Source organism: Vallitalea sediminicola, from assembly GCF_054408565.1.
The window spans coordinates 160524-179770 of sequence record NZ_BTPT01000004.1; the positions used below are offsets into that span (position 1 = coordinate 160524).

The following is a 19247-nucleotide window of genomic DNA, read 5'->3' on the forward strand; positions in this document are numbered from 1 at the left end:
CACGAGTTAACTACCAAAAGTCATAAATGGGTTGATTTGTATTGTAATTGGTATAAAATTAAAAATGTGAGAGGGGGATAAATGTGATATATGAATTTTCAAATAAAATATCTAGCAAACTAATTGACAAGAAAATTATTAAGGAAGATGATAAAGAAGTTTATACATATGGATTTGAAATTGTTATATCATCACTTTTAATCCTGGCCGGTATGATTATCATAGGAATCATTTTCAAATGTTTGTTAAAAGTAATTGTATTTATGTTTTTTTTCTGTTCACTTAGAATACAAGCTGGAGGATATCATGCAAAGTCACATTTGAAATGTTTTACATATTTTTTGTTATCGTGTTTTTTAGCAATTATAATTTCCCATTTATTATTAGATTTTGATAAAAATCTTATAATAATTATATTGGTACTAATAGAATCATGCATAATTATTATTACTTATGCGCCTGTTGATACAATTAATAAACCTCTATGTAACTCAGAAAAAGATGCTTATAAAAGGAAAAGTATGATTACGGTTATACTTCAAGCAATAATTATTTTAACCATGAGCATATTTTTTAATTCATTAGAACAGTATTATATGGTAGCTGCTATTGCTGTATTTATGGAGTCACTAACAGTTCTACCAATAATAAATAAAAAGGAGAGCGAGGTCAAAATATGTTAGCAACAATTAACCAAAAAGTATCAACAAAGTTATTAGGTTTAGTAGGATTGATTGGTATTGCAGTAGCTTCACTTTCTGTTCAAACAGCGTGCATATGGTTCTTTAATCAACCAAAAGTACCACAAAAACTTAGAAAAAATGATTAATTTTGAAACAAGGGCTTTCATGCTTCAGAATAAAGCGTATTAAAAAAATAATATCTATCCCTTAGCAGATATTATTAATGTTAATAACTTACCTATTGGACAAGTATGAAAGTCTACCATCTTTTTAAAATTAATTATATGGATTAATAATCCATATTTTTTTATGCTTTTTTGTGGAAATAGATACCATTTACTGAGATATTTAGGTATAATAATAGTATTCTGATTTAATATAAGAAATTTATTCATTATATAGGGGATGGTTATATGAATAACATACTTATAGTTGAAGACAATGATACATCAAGAAATAATCTAGAATATGTTCTAAAGACTAATTTTGGTGATGTGAGAATCTATAAAGCAGGGACAGGTAAAATGGCTCTTAAGTTATTAAGAGAGATTAAAATGGATCTGTTTTTTTTGGATATTCAATTACCAGATATAAGCGGATTAAAAATAGCTGAGATAATAAGATCCATGGAACAATATGAACTGTCTTATATTATATTTATTACCACACATCTAATGTATTTGCCAAAAGCAGTTCAAGAATACCATTGTTATGATTTTATTGAGAAACCTTTCACTAAAAATAAAATAATTGACATAACAAACAAAATATTGAAAGGCATTAATAAGATAAATAAAGAAAGTAAACAAGATAAAAAGTATATCACTATAAAGCTGAAAAACGTTATCCATAAAGTATCAGTTAACGATATATTTTTTGTGGAGTCATGTAGGAGAAAGCTGTATTTACATACTATTCTAGGCAAAATTGTAATTCCAAGTATGACATTTAAACAAATGCTTGAAATGCTTGATGAAACGGGAGTCGACTATTTTATTAGAACTCACAGGAGTTATGTAGTCAATATTAATCATATAAGAAGCATAGAAAAACATAATAAAAAAGCTTGGGATATCAATTTCTATGACTATGAAGAGGTAGCGCTAATTGGAGACAAGTATAGTATTGATGTGATTAATAGGATTGAGGGGGGAATGTAATAATGGATTTTGTTTATTTTATAATAATGAATATATTAGAAATAAGCAGCTTGATTATAGTGCTAAGTAAAATTGATAAGAGACTATTTTTCAAAGGTCCAATATATAAGTTAATATTAATTATATTACATATTATTATTGTAACTCTATTTATCTATTTTAACATTCCTTTAAAAGAGATAATGCTTGGCATTGTTATTTTAATTGTATTTAAATTAATTACTGATATATCTGTGAAATTACTAATTTTTGAATATACTGTGGCAACTATATATCTATTAATTATTCAATTAATTACTGTTTTTGTTTTTCAGATATTAGGTGTAGTTAGACAGAATGATTTTATTGCAATATCATGTAATATAATCTTATTAGTAATATCTATATTTACTTATAAGTATATTCCCATGAATGGATTAGTTTCTTTATACAATAGATTTAAAACAATTATTCAATGGTTGATTATCTTAATAGCTGTCCCTTTAGGAATTTATTTTATTTCATGGAAAATTGATTTTGAAAGTGTACATTATATTTCTTTAATCATTGTTGGTATAATAACTTGGACTCTAATAGTTGCAATAGTTTTTAAACAATTACTTCAAATAAAACAAAAACAAAAAGCTAATGAAATATACATGGAATATAACCCAATATTAGAAAACTTGTTAAGTGATGTTAGAGCGAAACAACATGATATAAAGAATCAATTAAATGCAATTTATGGTATAGCAGAAAAAAGCCAAGATGACGAATTACTTGATTATCTTAATAGTGTTATTGAAGGATATCAATTTCATTCAGATGATATACTATTAAATACAGGTAATAATGTCATTAGTGCCATATTATATAGTAAAAAAATTAAAGCAAAACAAAATAATATAGAGTTAAATTACAATTGTTATAGTCCTTTTCCCGAATATCCAATTGAAGACTATGAATTTGTGGATATTTTAGGTAACTTATTAGACAATGCAATAGAATCAGCAACTTATTGTCAAAGTCATCTTAAAAAAGAAGTAAATGTAAATTTATTTCAAGAAAAGGATAATACAATTATTGAAGTTAAAAATACTAGTTTACCAGTTAAATTTGATACATTAAATAAAGTTTTTGAAAAAGGATATTCAACAAAAGGTACTAATAGAGGTTTTGGATTATACAATGTAAATAAAATTGTTAAATCACATAAAGGAAATATACAAATATCGTACGAAGAAGAACAAATATGTTTTAAGATATTATTTAGTAACTGATTTTATTTTTGTAAACATTTAGGACAAGGAATTTCACCGAATAACAGCCAACTAGCTCTGTTAACAGGAAACCAAGATAAAAACACAAAGAAACCTGCTATAGTGTGTAGAAAATAATTATGTTTTTTTAGATTTTTCACGTGTTACACCTCCTCCTATTAATAATTGGGTAGCTTGAAGATTAATGGTCCATAACCCTATTGCCTTATATGTAGGATCTAATTCTATTAATAATAAAGCTAAATATATTGTAGCGGTAAAAAATGTAGCTAAAAATTTATATTTATTTTTGATTTTTTTATTTTTAATCGGTCTATGTTTTGAGGGCATGGGTGAACATAAAAATATTATCAACAGGCTAATGGGATATAAAACTATATAAACTGAGGGATTGTTTATATAATTCAAACTTGGTATAATAGCAACATTTAGGATGAAAAACCCAAAGGTAAATAAAAAACATCCCATAAAACTGTTGAAGTGAATTCCTCCACTATAGGGCCTAATTAAAAGTAGAATAACTAAAGCAAATAAAAATTCGTTTAGCGTTCCAATCAAGCTAAAGAATATAATTAATATGGCAAGCTTTACACATTCACTATATAGAGCATATATACCATATCTCATTACTCTAATATTCTTATGTGGTATTAGAGTTTCTTTATATAACTTATATGTCAGTACTTTAATTGGCCTATCAATAAGCATTACGTTCACCCTTTGTATTGATATGGCTATAAGATATCATAGTTAAGAGGCAATAACTATGGATTATGTCTCAATGGGGATACTACATGTTTTAAAATGCAGTCAAAAGAGGTTTCGTTACATTAAACCCCCTTTTTGTGCATTGGAATTTGAAAAATTTTAGTTCGATGTGAGCTATGAATAATTAATCTATTAGAAACATTTGGATTAATTATAAGTTTATGGAAATATACATTTAAATATGTTATAATTTTTCTATAAAGATTGAAGGAGGAAACAAGCATGTCAGACTTAAATAATTCAAACCAAGAAGTAAAATTCAAAGGTCTCTCTGTAGCATCTATGGTTTGTGGTATAGTCGGAATAGTATTTTTTTGTTTTTGGTACTTATCTATTATACTAGCCGTATTAGCTATAATCTTTGGAGCGATATTTCTTAATGCTAATAAAGAAAACGAGGATAAAACAGGAAGAGGTATGGCTATAGCAGGACTTATACTAGGAATTATTACTATTGGTTTAGTTATATTACTTGTAGTAGGACTTTTTTCAACAGTCTCTCAATTGAATAATTTTGTATAAGATTAATTATATGGTTATCTTTAATATTGTAATAATTACAGCCTTAGCTTTAATTATTATAGTATCAGCAGTAGCTTATATTAAAGATGATGAAGTTTATTTAACACATGATATTATAATTGGCAAATGTGTAGTAAAAGAAATGACAGGACATAATTGCCCTTCGTGTGGATTAACAAGAAGTTTTGTATCCATCAGTAACGGTAGTTTCAAAAAAGCATTTAATTATAATTATGCAGGACTACCCCTTTACTTACTTGTAATTTGTCAAATTATCAATAGTAGTATATTTTTATTTAGAAAAAAGTATAACGTGTACATAAGTAAATTTAATATAATATTTAGTTTAGGTATTTGTTTTATTATTGTTGCAAGTTGGTTATTGCAGATTCTATTAAAATAAGTATCTCTTCTTTGAAATTGGAAAATAGTATCTATTCGTAAATCTATTTTCCATTTTTTTATCTGTTTTTATAAAAACTTAATAATTTTTTTATAGCAAAATAGTCTTAGGCGATTTGCCTCATTAATTGTTACAATCAGATAACAGTGCAATTTTAGTCCCATTTTGGCGAAATATTATGATATAATATATTGGATAGATTTGTACAAATTGTATTTCATTTCCTGTTACTAATAAGTTGATAAGAATTATTGGTCAGGGAAAAAATACTTATATATATTTTATAACGGAGGATGGGGTAAATGAAAAAATTTATAACGTATTTAATAATATTCACACTAATGATAACTGCTTTGCCAGTATATGCTGTAACCGACCCTAGCGTATTGAAGGAACCAGTGCAGAATGTATATCTTGCAAGGTCAGGTGCTGATGCAATAATCAAGAATCTTAAGTTTTCGGATGTAAGTCCTAGTAGCTGGTCAATAGAGCCTATTACAAGATTTGGCGCATTACAGATAATAAAAGGATACAATGAAAATAATGCTAAAAAGTACAGACCAACGGCATCAATAAGTAATGAAGAGACTTTAGCAGTATTACTTAGAATATTAGGTATGGAAGAAGCCGCACAAAAAGCAGGAAATCAATTATTACAAGATAATCCTGATTTACCCGACCATGTTCTGACACTTTGGACAAAAGGTTATTTACAACTAGCCAAAAACATGGGGTTAATAACTGCAGATGATCTGGATAATGCACTTGTCGAAGAACAATGGGAATTAAACCCATCAGAAAGTTTCATTAGAAGAGGGGCAGTTACAAGAGAACAATTAGCTGTATGGTTAGTAAAAGCTATAAACAATAAACAGCCTGATCTTATAAGTCCATTATACAAACAAAAAGATATATTCAATTATAGCGATTGGGAAAAGGTTGATAGAGAGTTTATTCCTTATGTAGAAGCAGTAATACAGAAAAAAATAATGGTAGGAAGTAATAATAAATTTAATCCAAAAGGAATAGTTACTAGAGAACAGATGGCGCAGACTCTAAAAAATCTTGACGATATAGCTTATAACACTATGAACATTACTAAACTAAATGGTACTGTAGCGTATATTGATGATAGTAATTCAATGGGTGCTGCTGACAGTATTGCAACAAGAAGAATATTAATCACAGATGAAACCGGAAAAGTCAATGAAGTCAATTATGAATATAAGAGAAAATCAAATGAACAGATATTAATTAAAGATGTACCCGTATTGATTAATGGAGTTGTTGGTGGTTTGCTTAATCTAAGAGAAGGCGAGTATATTGAATATCTTGTAGATAATGATACAAAAGAAATGGTGTATGCTTGTGGTAAGGGTATCAATGAACCTTATGAACTTGAAGGAGTATTACAACCACTTAATGAAATAGATAATGGTAGAATAACTATAACTAGTGATAGAGGAGTCAGTTATACATATCAGATGAAATCATCAATATATAACAATGTTGATGGAACAATAAAAATAAATGATCTTAATGTGAAGATACCCAATGCGCCTATAAGCAGTAAAGTAAAATTGTATATAGACAATAATTTGGTTAATAAAATAGAACTTGCAGGTGATAAGGTTATATTTGATACATTAAGCGGTATTGTAAAAGAAAATAATCCGATTTTTAATTATATAACTATTATGACTTGGGATGGAAAAGAAGTAACAAAGAATTATCAAAAGAAAGCTGTTAAAGTTGAAAAACAACAATATTATGATACTGAAGATGAGATTGGTTATATAGATGAACTGTTTCCAGATTTTAGATTTGATCCAAGAGATACTACTATAGATGATGTTGAAGCAGGCGATTTAGTAGATCTTAAAATGTCGCCAGATGGGAAAAATGTATTATCAATAAGTGCTAAGACCAATTATATTGTAAAGTATGGAAGTATCAAACAGATAGTTAATAACGGAGCTAGTGGATTACGTTTATGGGTTCAATTTGATGATCTTAGTTCAACTATATATGATATAGCTTCCAACATACCTGTAAAAAAATCAGGGCAAAACATATCACAATATGCTTTGCAAGAAGGACAAGTAGTTAAGATGCTTATTAACCAAGCTGTTTTTGAACCAGGAACAATTACTGAGTCCGTTAAAGAAATTCAAGTTGATGAGTATGGTAATACTGTAGCTAATATCTACAAAGGAAAACTCGGTAGCCTTAATAATTCACAGAGGACGCTGACTGTACTCAATAGTTATGAGTTGACAAAAGCTGGATGGAGAGATTATACCAAATCAAAAATACTTGATATCTCTTCTAAGAATATAGAGTATTACTTAGATTCCAAGCAGATATCTCTTGACTACGCATTAAATTATCTGAAATCACCAGATATTGATGTTTATGTAGCGATGGAAAAGTATTATGATGATGAAAAAGTGTTAAAAGTAACTTTTGGAACAGGAAGAGAGAATATATTAGCTAGTGACAATGTAACCTATTCCAATGGAAATAATAAATTCAAGATATTACAAAGTCCTAATTACATTAATACTCATGATGGTACTATTGTAGTTAAGAATGGTAAGCTGTTAGAAGATAATAATATCGTATCACCAGATTATGCACAAGTTATCTTGAACGGTAATCAAAAAGCTGTAATAGTTAACATAACTCATGAACCGAGTAATCAAGCTACATCAATATTCAGGGGACGTATTAAGAGTATAAATGAAAATGAAGATATGCAGGTGCAATCTTTTGCATTACTAAAAGGAATGAAATGGATATATTCACCTATTCCACGTATGTTCACTACAGATTATGAAACAGTCATTATAGATACTAACGGAATAGTTCCACAAGAAGATTTCTTAGATTACTCTGAGAAAACAAAGGTAGATGATGTTTACACTATTATCTCAGATGGAACAAAAGCAAAATATATCATCGAAAATCCATATTGTCTGGACGGAGTAAAAGGTGAGATATATGAGACTGAGAGTGGTGCGATCAGTATAAAAGATACTATAGTATATAACAAAACGAATAATAGCTGGAAAGATCTAAGTTATAGTAATAGTTATGCTAAGATTAATCTTAAGACTAACACTATTATAATTAAGAACAATGAAGTCATATCACCAGACATGTTAGAAAAAGGTGATGTAATCAGGGTAATCACGGATGAATATCTCATTACTAAACTTGCTACTAAAGGAGCTAGAGATGTTGACGGATATATTATTCTTGTAGAAAAGTAAAATAACTAGAAAGGGTGGACAATCGATGAAAAGAATAGGCATGAAAATAATATTTTTGATATTCGCTTTTAGTGTCACCAGCATATGTGTTTCTGCTGATATGGGTGATATGGGTTATTTTGGGGGCATATCGGAAGGAACTAACCTACCTAAGACCATTGAGAAATATGTTCCGGTAAAACCACAAAAAACAAGGATTATGCGTTATAAGGAAATGGTTTATATTTCGGGTGAACCAATTGAATTCGAAGGTACTATAAAAGTTACTAAGAATGATGATGTAATTAATACAAAAGAAGCAGGAAGTTATACTGAAAAATATGTAATAAGCGCTAAAAATATTGAAAAAAACAGTACGCTTGATAGGACTATAAATTTTACAACTTCATTTTATTATGTTGATGGAGATTTCAAAAAACAGATTGTCAGAGATTCTACGGTCAGTAGTTGGACAGAAAAAATTATTATTGATGAGGTAACTTATATCTTAGATGATATATTTTCTATATATTCATTAACCGGTGTAGAAGATATAACACCAGGGGTCAGCTATTATGATACTTCGGTATCTTATGAAGCTAGATTCATATCAAGTGAAAAAGAGACAATCACTATAAAAACAGAAGGTTCAATTTATGGTTATGACCAACCTTGGTCAAAAGTTGAGTCAGGAAAGCTGACTATGGATATAATAGGACCAAAAGATAGAATGCAGGTAACACTTAATCCATCATTAGAAGCTAAGAAAACTATGTACTATGACAAAACATCACCGTTTCCAATAAGTTTTGATGGAACTTATAATCAAAGACTTGAAAGAGAAGCATCATTAAAATACAATATAACAACTAATCATCCAGAGTTGACTAGAAGTCAGCTGGAAAATAGTTTGATGATCAGTACAGCAAAACAAATAGAAAAACTTCCTATTCCAGCAGGACTTGAGTTCTTGGACAGTAATCCAGCCAATGAACATATCAAGAAACTATATAGTATGGAAATCATGACAGAGATTCCTCATAAATCTATGGAAGTAGAAGCAATAACAAGAGGGGAATTCATAAAAGCTATTTGTCTTGCAATGAATATGGATACAACTAAATATCAAGTAACCAGTAAAAATAAAAAAAATATGAAAGTTATATTTGGAGATGTATTACCAGATAATCCACTATATCCATATATCATGTCAGCTTATAATGCGAAACTTATAAAGGGTGTTGGAGATATTTTCAATGTATCAAGACCTATTACAAGACAAGAAGCACTATGTATACTGATACGTGTCATTGGGCTTGAAAAGATAGGTAGACTAGAGAATTCTGTAACTCCATTTAGAGATGATAACATGATATCTCCATGGGCTAGAAAAGCTATATTAGCAGGTTATCAACTTGGGATTATAGAAGAAAAAGAAGGTAACCTAGAGCCTAGAAAGTGGTTATCCAAGATTGATGCAAGTACAATTATTGATAATTTAATTAATTATTTGAGAGAAGATATTTCAGGTTATTATAGATTGATTCAATAAAGTTCGGTTTACATAAAATCTATTTAAAGAAGATATTTAGAAGATAATATATTATATAATTGAGAAGGGATAAAAGATGAAGAAAATAATCAACAAGTTCGTAGTTACAGCAGTGGTATTATCTATGATGCTAATACCGATTAATGTAAAAGCAGTGGATGCATCAATTGTAGAAAATAAAGGTGAACAATTCAAAGTATTATATCAACTGATACGTGATAATTATGTTGGTGAAGAAGTAACAGATGAGCAGTTATTTAAGGCAGCTATTGACGGTATGTTTGAAGAATTAGATCCCTATTCAACGTTCTATACCAAAGAACAAGCAAATACCTTAATTGAGGCTGTTTCAGGAGAATTTGTAGGTATTGGTGTTGAGATTGTACAAGATGGAGATTGGGTGAAAATATCACGTCCGATACCAAAAGCACCAGCTATCAAAGCAGGAGTTAGAGCAGAAGATTTAATAATTGCAATTAATGGAGAAAGCGCTGAGAACTTAACACCTACAGAAGCTGCTAATAAAATAAAGGGTGAAGAAGGAACTATAGTTACTGTTGCTTTCAGAAGAGGCAAAAAAGAATATACAGTAGATATAAAAAGAGCTTTAGTTAAAATATCCGCTGTTGAAACTGAAGAAATGAAAGAGTTATTTCCTAAGTTAGATAAGGAAGTAGCTAAAAAAATAAATTATATAAGAATAAATTCTATTAATGCAAATGTAGCAAAAGATATTGAACCATATCTTGAAAATGCAAAAAAAGATGATGTGAAGTATTTGATTCTTGACCTTAGAGATAATCTAGGTGGATATGTTGATTCGGGAGTGGCTCTATGTAATATGTTAATTCCAAAAGGACCAGTTCTACATTTTGTAAATAAAGAGGGCAGAAAAATAACTTATAGAAGCAATTTGAAAAAAGCTCCTTTTGAACTAATAGTGCTTACTAATGAAAATACAGCTTCAGCATCAGAATTTATCGCAGCGGCAGTAAAAGATTCTGGAGTAGGTATTACAGTTGGAGAAACAACTTATGGTAAAGGTGTAGCTCAATATATTTATGATATATCAGATAAATATTCTATAAAATTGACTATGGAGGAATTTTTATCAAGAGATGAGCACAAAATAAATGGTATAGGTGTTGCTCCAGATTATGAAGTAATATTACCTAATCTTATTCTGAGTCCACAAAGATTATTTTTAGATGATGAAATGGAAGAAGTTAAAAATGTTGAATTAATTTTAGATTATTTGGGTTATGATATTAATGAACCAGATAATCTGTACGATGAAAAGACTGAAAAGGCTGTTACGCAATTTCAGAAGAATATGGGGTTAAGAGCATATGGAGTCTCAGATCATAAGACTCTAAAGGCACTCAATACAAAATTGATTGAAAGCATTAATAAAAAAGATATACAATTAGAGAAGGCTCTAGAAGTAATTTTAAGTAAAATAAACGAAAATTAAATTTGTTATTGACTATTTCACTAACTAATAATAAAATAAAGAGGTTGTATTAAATAGAAATTGAATAACCCAAAAGTATATAAGGTTCATTATAAAAAGTAGTAAGAACAAAATTGTTTAGACTACTTTTTATAGAGTAATCATTTAATAAAAAAAATAACTAAGAGGTGAAATGAGGATGCAAACGAAATACATTTTTGTTACGGGAGGTGTTGTTTCCGGACTAGGAAAGGGCATAACAGCTGCTTCATTAGGAAGACTTTTAAAAGCTAGAGGTAAGAAAGTTACAATACAAAAATTCGACCCTTACATTAACATTGACCCTGGCACAATGAGTCCGTATCAACATGGAGAGGTATTTGTGACTGAAGACGGAGCAGAAACCGACTTAGACCTTGGACATTACGAGAGATTTATTAATGAGAATCTTAGTAAGTATAGTAATATTACTACTGGAAAAATCTACTGGTCTGTACTTAACAAAGAAAGAAAAGGGGAATACTTAGGCGCAACAGTTCAAGTTATTCCACATATAACAAATGCTATAAAAGAAAGAGTATACAGAGTAGGAAAAAGTGATGGGTCTGATATTGTAATTACAGAGATAGGTGGAACAGTTGGAGATATTGAAAGCTTACCATTTATGGAGGCTATTAGACAAGTATCAGCCGAAGTAGGATCAGAAAATGTATTATATATACATGTAACCCTTATTCCTTATCTTGCTAAAGCTGGTGAAATGAAGACTAAGCCTACGCAACACTCTGTAAAAGAATTACGTTCTATTGGTATATTACCAGATATTCTAGTATGTAGAACAGAGTATGAACTATCAGAAGAAATGAAAGATAAGATGGCTCTTTTTTGTAATGTAAAAAAAGAATGTGTTATACAGAATCTTGATGCTGATACTTTATATGAAGTTCCATTGATGTTAGAAAAAGAAGGACTGGCTAAGATTGTATGTAACAAATTGAATCTTGAATGTACTGAACCTGATTTAAGCGAATGGAAAGAAATGATAGATAGAGAAAAATCAATGACTAACCTTGTTAAGATTGCTCTAGTTGGTAAATATGTTGAATTACATGATGCATATATTTCTATTGTAGAATCATTGAAACATGCTGGAATATATCATAAAACCAAGCTAGAAGTTCTATGGATAAATTCAGAGGAAGTTAATAGTGAAAATGCAGATGATTACTTGAAAGATGCTGATGGAATCTTAGTTCCAGGTGGATTTGGAGACAGAGGTATTGAAGGTAAGATATTAGCAGTAAGATATGCAAGAGAAAACAAGATTCCATTCTTTGGTATATGTCTAGGAATGCAATGTGCAGTTATTGAATTTGCAAGAAATATCTTAGGATATGATGGTGCTCATAGTTCTGAACTTGACCCTAATACAAAATATCCTGTTATTGACTTAATGCCAGAACAAAAGGATATTGATGAATTAGGTGGTACTATGAGACTTGGAGCTTATCCATGTAAGGTTGAAAAAGAGTCTATGGCATACCAAGCTTATGATTCTGAGTTAATCTATGAAAGACATAGGCATAGATATGAATTCAACAATGAATATAGAGATACACTTGTAAAAGCAGGACTTAATATTGTTGGAGTATCACCAGATGATAGACTTGTTGAAATGATAGAGATAAATGATCACCCATGGTTCGTTGGTGTTCAATTTCACCCAGAATTTAAATCAAGACCTAACAAAGTACATCCATTATTTAGAGACTTTGTAGGTGCAAGTATAAAAGCCAAGACAAATTAATGTCTTGGCTTTTTCTTATTTTTTATAGCCTTTCATTCCGACTATATACATACCAGCTAAATCTACTTTTACCATTTTCTTAACAGGCAATTCTTTGAATACCTTGTCATCACATAATAAAGTAGTAATTTTAGGACCGATTTTTGCTTTTACCATAGGCAATTTTCTGAAACGAATATATTTAGGAATTTGGTCTTGTACCATTTTTGGTAAATTAGAATCTTTTACTTTTTGTTTCTTCTTATCTATAACAAGTATAGATGTTGTCGTTTTGTTTTGATTAATTACTGATTGCTGATCATTGGCTTTACCTTGTAATTTTCTTCCTACAAAAAAAAGAATAACAAGTACTACAACAATAATTCCTAATACAAGCAATAGAATTTCCCACCACTCCATAGGTGCACCTCCTTTGAAAAGATACTTATTAGTGCGTTCTATATATTCTATCATTAATTAGATAAAAAACAAAGAGGAAATTTGCTAAATCATCAAATTTCCTCTACATTTTTATTATTTATAAGTGATTTATTACTTAGAGAGTAACTGTACAATTTCAGATCGAACATAAACTGCACTTTTTTTAATATCCTCTTGTGGTAATTCACTTAATAGAATTGGTTTACCGAAATTAATTTTAACTCTAGCTGGTTTTACAGTAAGACCATTATTATTTTCATAGATGTTATCTGTCCCTTTTATGCCAAATGGAACAATTGGTACATTAGCTTTTTCAGCTAATTTTAAGCTACCTTGTTTAAAAGGTAAAGGTTCTTCAGATTCTTTGTTTCTAGTACCTTCTGGAAAAATAAGCATTGAAAGACCTGATTTCAACATTTCTATACCTGCTAGAATTATTTTAAGACCTTCTCTGAAATTATTCCTATCTAAGAATAATCCGCCCGTTAATTTTAGTAATAGATTCAAGTAAGGTATTTTTGTCAATTCTTTTTTTCCAATAAAACCAAAAGGACGATTAATAACTTTAATCAATAGAACAACATCAAATATGCTTCGATGATTTCCTACAAATAGTACAGTTTCATCTGGGATATTTTCTATACCACTAATTGTTACTTTACTTCCGGTAAAAAACATAATGCCTCTACATAGATGTGTCACAATGAACTTTCCAACTTTGTATTGGGCTTTTTGGGAAAATAAACCTGATATAAAACCTATTAAGAGTACAGGTAAAGCAAGAATTAAATAGATAGCTAAAAAAAGTATTATAATTACTGCACGCATATAATCACCTTATCCTGATAATTTTATATACATTATAAGTATATGTTTTAATTGTAAGCTTATGTGCTAATTAAAAATATCTTATACATGTATTCATCATTATATCATTAATCCCTTAAAATCGCTATAGTTTTTAACATAGAGTTCATCCTCTATTCTCTTCCATATAGCTTGGTTATTTCTTTCAATTTGTCTACAATATTCTCTGTTAACATGTTGCTAGTGTATCTCCACTGCCAATTACCCATAGATGAACCAGGGATATTCATTCTTGCATTACTGTCTAGAGATAAAATATCTTGAAGAGGGACTATTGCCATCTTCGAAACGGAGCCAAAGCAAGTTCTTATAAAATCCCAAGATATGTTTCTGCCATCTGTATTCATATATCGTCTGACCTTATCTTTATTAATTTGGGGAGTTTTATTATACCAACCTGAAGAAGTATCATTATCATGGGTACCACTATAACAAATACTATTATAGTGATAATTATGAGGTAAAAATTCGTTATCGGCTAAATCTTCAAAAGCAAATTGCAGTATTTTCATTCCGGGAAGATTATAATCATCCCTTAATTTCTTGACTTCATCAGTTATTATTCCCAGATCTTCTGCTATTATAGGTAGATTAGTTCCCAAAGCATCAATAAAAGCATTTAACAGTTCTTCATTAGGTCCTTTTCTCCAATTACCCTCTATAGCGGTTGTATTACCATAAGGAACGGACCAATAGCTTTCAAAACCTCTGAAATGATCAATTCTTACTATATCAACCATTTTCAATATATGGGCTAATCTACTTATCCACCATCTATAAGATGTTTTTCTATGATTATCCCAATGGTATAGTGGATTACCCCATAATTGTCCTGTTGGACTAAAATAGTCTGGAGGAACACCAGCCACATAGGTTGGATAACCATCAGAATCTAGTAGAAATAATTCTTTGTCAGCCCATACATCACTACTGTCAAAAGAAGTGAATATAGGTAAATCACCAATGATTATGATATCATGATTGTTGGCATAATCCTTTAGCGCTTTCCATTGTTCATAAAAAATGAACTGAATAAATTTATAGAAATCTATATCATAGGATAATTTATTGATCCACTGTAGTCTACTACCTTCTGAAGGATGAGCAATATCACTATCCCAATTAACCCACATTTCACCTCCAAAATAATCTTTGCAAGCCATGAATAAAGAGTAATCGTCCAGCCAATATTTTTCTTTACCACAGAAGGTTAACCATTTCTTATATAGAAAGTTATTATTGGTTTTTAAAAAATTATCATAAGCTTTTTTTAAAATGGATAACTTATATTTGATAACAGTACCATAATCAATTTGATTGGACTCCAAGGAAAGAGTAGAAGTAGTGTCTTTATTACTGATTAAACCTAGTTCAATCAATTTATCTAAACTTATAATTAACGGCTGTCCTGCAAATGATGAGAAAGACTGATAGGGTGAATCACCAAAACCAGTATGACCTAAAGGTAACACTTGCCATAACTTCTGTTTGCTTTTTACTAGGAAATCAATGAATTCATATGCTCCCTTGCCTAAATCACCTATACCATATTTACTTGGAAAAGAGGTAGGGTGTAGTAATATACCAGACAATCTTTGATTATTCATAATATCATTAATATTTTTCAATAAAATCCCTCCTGAATAAATATAATATGATTTATCTCATAAAATAGTTTATGTCCATGATAATCAATTAACAAATTATAATCTAAAGATAGTATTTACTAAGAATAAATTATTTAATCACACTAATAAATAATTATGGAATTAAAAAAAGACTGCCCATAATACAAATTATATAAACTTATTAGCTATAAATGTATTATGAGACAGTCGGTAATTTAATACTACTAAATTATTATTGATTTCTATATTGCTTAATCATGGATTGTTTTAATTCAAATAGCTCATGGGATAAATCAACATATATATTTTGAGGGTTCATGAGTCTTCTTGATTCAGGCCATAGAGTAGACAATTCTTTTTCACAGTACGCTTTTATATTAAAAGTACTTGGGTTCTCATAAACACATTTACCATCAATAAATATTGGTATCAACAATTCTCTAGTGTAATAAGTACCAGGTTGTAATATCAATTGTTTCCACGTAGATTGTGGGTCAAATAACACTAAAGGTTGTGATTCATCTACATTTTCATGATTAAGAGCTATTAAATCAGCTTTTATTTTACCTGAACGTTTATTATATATTCTAATAACTTTTTTATTACCGGGATTAGTAATTTTCTCAGGATTTTCTGATATTTTCATTTTTGGTATAAAATTATCTCCGTCATATTTAGCAGATAGTTTATAAACACCACCAAATGAAGGATTGCCCTTTGATGTAATTAGATTAGTTCCTACACCCCATAGTGTAATCTTGGATCCTTGTAACTTAAGATCACGAATCAAATATTCGTCAAGATCACTGGAAGCACTAATAATAGCATCTTCAAAACCTGCTTCATCCAACATTATTCTTGCTTTTTTGGATAGATAAGATAAATCACCACTATCTAATCTAATTCCATAGAAATCCGGTTTTATTCCTTTTTCTTTTAACTCTTTAAAGACTTTAATAGCATTAGGAACTCCTGATTTCAATGTATTATATGTATCAACAAGTAATAAACAATTCATAGGGTACAGTTCAGCATATTTTCTGAATGATGTTAGTTCATCAGAAAAACTCATAACCCAACTATGAGCGTGAGTACCTTTTGCTGGGATATCAAACCATTTGGCAGCCATTACATTAGATGTTGCACTACAGCCACCTATAACAGCAGCTCTTGCTCCTAGATTACCTGCATCTGGTCCTTGTGCTCTACGTAATCCGAATTCAAGAACAATGTCATCACCTGCTGCCCATTTTACACGTGCAGCTTTTGTAGCGATTAGACTCTGATGGTTAATAATATTAAGAAGAGCAGTTTCAATAAGCTGTGCTTCACATAGAGGAGCAACAACTTTTAAAATTGGTTCATTAGGGAATACTACTGTTCCCTCAGGTACAGCATATATATTTCCTGTAAATTTAAATGTTCTTAGATATTCAAGAAAATCATTTTTGAATATTTTCTGATCAGCTAAATATTCAATATCATCTTCAGTAAAATGAATATGATTAACGTAACTTATTGCTTGTTGTAGACCAGCAGCAATTGAAAAACTGCTTCCATGTGGATTGACCCTATAGAAAAGGTCAAACACAGCTACTTGGTCTCTTGAATTAAGATCATAATAACCTTGCATCATAGTTAATTGGTAAAAATCTGTCAGCAATGTTAAATCCGCGCCATGCATTTTTTATTCCTTCTTTCGTAATTAGTAAAATATTAAATTAACAATTTTTTATATCTTATTTTTATTATAAATAAAAATTATTTCCTTATATAAATACTGTGACATAGTCACGTTTTTTATAGTTTATACTATTATAACATAACATTCAAGATATTATGCTAATAACTGATAAAATTATTAAGGTAACTTATTTTTATTTATATTCTTTTGGGCTCACACCTACTTCTCTTTTGAAAGTACGATTAAAATGAGCTGTACTGCTATATCCACAGCTTTCGGCAATTTCATATATTTTATAATTAGTCTCAGAAAGTAATTCTTTTGCATGTTCAATTCTAAGATTGGTTATATATTGAGTGATATTAATGTTTTCGGTATCTTTGAACAGTTTAGATAGATAATTAGGATGTATGAATAAGTCATTTGCAATATCATTAAGCAGTATTTGTTTAGTATAATTATCTAGAATATATTGTTTAGCTTTTCTAATTAGAGTATGTTTCTCGCTTTCTGTTTGAGAAAGAATATGTTTAATATAGTTTTTGGTATTCGTGATTAACCAATATTCTAATTGTTTTATTGAATCAATAGATTCATAACTATATAGATAACTTTCATCTTTTATCCATTCGTTAACAGAGATATTGTTGCTTATAGAAGATTCTATTAAGTTATTAGTTAGTGTATAGAATATATTGAGGGTTAAATCTTTTGTGTGGTAACCTAGTTTAGAATGTTCTTTGAATATTAGTTCTATTTTATCTACACATTTATTGACGTCATATGATTCTAATAAGGATTTGAAAGTAGGGCATTTCCTAATATTAAGCAAAGAGTAGTTTGCTTGGATTTTCTCTTTTTGACAAGGGGATATTATTATACCTGTTTCATTATGAAGATGACGGTTTATTTGGTTGTTCAGACTTTTATAGGTTTCATGTATATTAGATATTGATGAGACTTTACTCCAAGCCATGGATAACGTATGACTTAATGAATGTTTGAATGCATATTGCATAGTTTCAGCTAACTTAGAGATAGCACAGTCTAATTCTTGTAGCTTGGATATTGAGTTATTACTATATACAAAAATCAGATGATCATAGTGGTCATAAATATTATAGATTGGTGTAAGTACGGAAATATATTTTTTGATGGTATTAACAAAAGCCAATTTATAGGTTTCTCTTGTTTTCAGAGGCATATTAATATAAGGTCCATCAAATTTACATGCCAGCATTATGAAATAGTCGTCAGTATTAATTGATAGATATTTATTTGCTTCTTTATCATCTAAAAGAAAAGTATTACCTTTTATTATTATTTCTTCATAGTAATCTTTTATAACATAAGGCATCATTTCTTCAATTTGAAGATTAGCATTCTCCAATTCTTGATTTTTCCTTAGATTATTCTTGATGTCTTCCAATGCATTTTTAGCTACGTCTTTTACTTCTTCATTGGCTATGGGTTTGGTTAGATATCTGAATACTTGATATTTGATAGCTTCTTGGGCATAATCAAATTCATCATAACCAGATATCAATATGATCTTAGTCAACGGATAGGTCTCTTGTATTTTTTCTGCTAGTTGAAGACCTGTTATCAAGGGCATTCTTATATCAGATATCAGTATATCAATCTTATTGTTTTTAATTATTTCTAGAGCTTCTTGACCATTATAGGCAGTGAATATTTCGTCAATACCTATATCATTCCAATTAATACCATAAGCTAATCCTTTTACAGCAGTTACCTCATCATCAACAATCAATAAATTAAACATA

At 29.5% G+C, this 19247-nt stretch carries 16 protein-coding genes; 10 read left to right on the forward strand and 6 right to left on the reverse strand.

Features of this window, described 5'->3' with window-relative positions:
* Nucleotides 1-83 precede the first annotated feature (83 nt).
* The 4 genes from ACX6CF_RS02120 (at nucleotide 84) to ACX6CF_RS02135 (ending at nucleotide 3102) form a co-directional block, all read left to right on the forward strand.
* Entirely contained in the window at nucleotides 84-683 is a 600-nt protein-coding gene (locus ACX6CF_RS02120; RefSeq protein ID WP_458783643.1) for an accessory gene regulator ArgB-like protein, read from the forward strand.
* The gene (locus ACX6CF_RS02125; RefSeq protein ID WP_458783644.1) at nucleotides 677-829 is read left to right on the forward strand and encodes a cyclic lactone autoinducer peptide; all 153 of its coding nucleotides are present in this window, start codon (nucleotides 677-679) and stop codon (nucleotides 827-829) included. Before ACX6CF_RS02120 ends, ACX6CF_RS02125 begins: the two co-directional genes overlap by 7 nt.
* A gap of 267 nt (nucleotides 830-1096) precedes the next feature.
* Complete coding sequence (locus tag ACX6CF_RS02130; protein ID WP_458783645.1) at nucleotides 1097-1843, forward strand: LytR/AlgR family response regulator transcription factor; 747 nt, start codon at nucleotides 1097-1099, stop codon at nucleotides 1841-1843.
* A 2-nt stretch (nucleotides 1844-1845) separates the two neighbouring features.
* Nucleotides 1846-3102: a sensor histidine kinase gene (locus ACX6CF_RS02135; RefSeq protein ID WP_458783646.1), complete on the forward strand. Its 1257-nt coding sequence runs from the start codon at nucleotides 1846-1848 to the stop codon at nucleotides 3100-3102.
* A gap of 117 nt (nucleotides 3103-3219) precedes the next feature.
* Here ACX6CF_RS02135 and ACX6CF_RS02140 read toward each other — a convergent pair whose 3' ends face one another.
* Nucleotides 3220-3810 (reverse strand): accessory gene regulator ArgB-like protein, encoded by a 591-nt coding sequence (locus ACX6CF_RS02140; RefSeq protein ID WP_458783647.1) that lies wholly within the window; start codon nucleotides 3808-3810, stop codon nucleotides 3220-3222.
* Nucleotides 3811-4092: 282 nt separating this feature from the next.
* Between ACX6CF_RS02140 and ACX6CF_RS02145 the strand changes: the two genes are divergently transcribed.
* The 6 genes from ACX6CF_RS02145 to ACX6CF_RS02170 all read left to right on the forward strand — a co-directional run bounded on the left by ACX6CF_RS02145 (nucleotide 4093) and on the right by ACX6CF_RS02170 (nucleotide 12861).
* Nucleotides 4093-4392, forward strand: coding sequence for a DUF4190 domain-containing protein (locus tag ACX6CF_RS02145; protein ID WP_458783648.1), 300 nt, complete (start codon nucleotides 4093-4095; stop codon nucleotides 4390-4392).
* Nucleotides 4393-4402: 10 nt separating this feature from the next.
* Nucleotides 4403-4795 carry a DUF2752 domain-containing protein gene (locus ACX6CF_RS02150; RefSeq protein ID WP_458783649.1) on the forward strand — a complete coding sequence of 131 codons (393 nt, stop codon included), beginning with the start codon at nucleotides 4403-4405 and terminating at the stop codon, nucleotides 4793-4795.
* Nucleotides 4796-5097: 302 nt separating this feature from the next.
* A complete protein-coding gene (locus tag ACX6CF_RS02155) occupies nucleotides 5098-8070 on the forward strand; it encodes an S-layer homology domain-containing protein (protein ID WP_458783650.1) in 2973 nt (990 codons plus the stop codon).
* A 25-nt stretch (nucleotides 8071-8095) separates the two neighbouring features.
* Nucleotides 8096-9601, forward strand: coding sequence for an S-layer homology domain-containing protein (locus ACX6CF_RS02160; RefSeq protein WP_458783651.1), 1506 nt, complete (start codon nucleotides 8096-8098; stop codon nucleotides 9599-9601).
* 76 nt (nucleotides 9602-9677) lie between these two features.
* Entirely contained in the window at nucleotides 9678-11075 is a 1398-nt protein-coding gene (locus ACX6CF_RS02165; protein WP_458783652.1) for a S41 family peptidase, read from the forward strand.
* A gap of 178 nt (nucleotides 11076-11253) precedes the next feature.
* Complete coding sequence (locus ACX6CF_RS02170) at nucleotides 11254-12861, forward strand: CTP synthase (protein ID WP_458783653.1); 1608 nt, start codon at nucleotides 11254-11256, stop codon at nucleotides 12859-12861.
* Between the two features lie 15 nt (nucleotides 12862-12876).
* On the opposite strand, the gene ACX6CF_RS02175 is transcribed toward ACX6CF_RS02170, so the two are convergent.
* The 5 genes from ACX6CF_RS02175 to ACX6CF_RS02195 all read right to left on the reverse strand — a co-directional run bounded on the left by ACX6CF_RS02175 (nucleotide 12877) and on the right by ACX6CF_RS02195 (nucleotide 19246).
* Complete coding sequence (locus ACX6CF_RS02175) at nucleotides 12877-13260, reverse strand: hypothetical protein (protein ID WP_458783654.1); 384 nt, start codon at nucleotides 13258-13260, stop codon at nucleotides 12877-12879.
* Nucleotides 13261-13392: 132 nt separating this feature from the next.
* Nucleotides 13393-14109 (reverse strand): lysophospholipid acyltransferase family protein, encoded by a 717-nt coding sequence (locus ACX6CF_RS02180; RefSeq protein WP_458783655.1) that lies wholly within the window; start codon nucleotides 14107-14109, stop codon nucleotides 13393-13395.
* 152 nt (nucleotides 14110-14261) lie between these two features.
* Nucleotides 14262-15776 (reverse strand): 4-alpha-glucanotransferase, encoded by a 1515-nt coding sequence (malQ, locus tag ACX6CF_RS02185; RefSeq protein ID WP_458783656.1) that lies wholly within the window; start codon nucleotides 15774-15776, stop codon nucleotides 14262-14264.
* Between the two features lie 232 nt (nucleotides 15777-16008).
* A complete protein-coding gene (locus ACX6CF_RS02190) occupies nucleotides 16009-17460 on the reverse strand; it encodes a nicotinate phosphoribosyltransferase (protein WP_458783657.1) in 1452 nt (483 codons plus the stop codon).
* Nucleotides 17461-17653: 193 nt separating this feature from the next.
* Nucleotides 17654-19246, reverse strand: a complete 1593-nt coding sequence (locus ACX6CF_RS02195; RefSeq protein WP_458783658.1) for a response regulator transcription factor — start codon at nucleotides 19244-19246, stop codon at nucleotides 17654-17656.
* Between the last annotated feature and the right edge of the window lies 1 nt (nucleotide 19247).

Bases quoted from the DNA above. Each gene is read 5' to 3' on its own strand.
- ACX6CF_RS02125 (WP_458783644.1), top strand. From the start codon at position 677: ATGTTAGCAACAATTAACCAAAAAGTATCAACAAAGTTATTAGGTTTA.
- ACX6CF_RS02130 (WP_458783645.1), top strand. From the start codon at position 1,097: ATGAATAACATACTTATAGTTGAAGACAATGATACATCAAGAAATAAT.
- ACX6CF_RS02135 (WP_458783646.1), top strand. From the start codon at position 1,846: ATGGATTTTGTTTATTTTATAATAATGAATATATTAGAAATAAGCAGC.
- ACX6CF_RS02140 (WP_458783647.1), bottom strand. From the start codon at position 3,810: ATGCTTATTGATAGGCCAATTAAAGTACTGACATATAAGTTATATAAA.
- ACX6CF_RS02145 (WP_458783648.1), top strand. From the start codon at position 4,093: ATGTCAGACTTAAATAATTCAAACCAAGAAGTAAAATTCAAAGGTCTC.
- ACX6CF_RS02150 (WP_458783649.1), top strand. From the start codon at position 4,403: ATGGTTATCTTTAATATTGTAATAATTACAGCCTTAGCTTTAATTATT.
- ACX6CF_RS02155 (WP_458783650.1), top strand. From the start codon at position 5,098: ATGAAAAAATTTATAACGTATTTAATAATATTCACACTAATGATAACT.
- ACX6CF_RS02160 (WP_458783651.1), top strand. From the start codon at position 8,096: ATGAAAAGAATAGGCATGAAAATAATATTTTTGATATTCGCTTTTAGT.
- ACX6CF_RS02165 (WP_458783652.1), top strand. From the start codon at position 9,678: ATGAAGAAAATAATCAACAAGTTCGTAGTTACAGCAGTGGTATTATCT.
- ACX6CF_RS02170 (WP_458783653.1), top strand. From the start codon at position 11,254: ATGCAAACGAAATACATTTTTGTTACGGGAGGTGTTGTTTCCGGACTA.
- ACX6CF_RS02175 (WP_458783654.1), bottom strand. From the start codon at position 13,260: ATGGAGTGGTGGGAAATTCTATTGCTTGTATTAGGAATTATTGTTGTA.
- ACX6CF_RS02180 (WP_458783655.1), bottom strand. From the start codon at position 14,109: ATGCGTGCAGTAATTATAATACTTTTTTTAGCTATCTATTTAATTCTT.
- ACX6CF_RS02190 (WP_458783657.1), bottom strand. From the start codon at position 17,460: ATGCATGGCGCGGATTTAACATTGCTGACAGATTTTTACCAATTAACT.
- ACX6CF_RS02195 (WP_458783658.1), bottom strand. From the start codon at position 19,246: ATGTTTAATTTATTGATTGTTGATGATGAGGTAACTGCTGTAAAAGGA.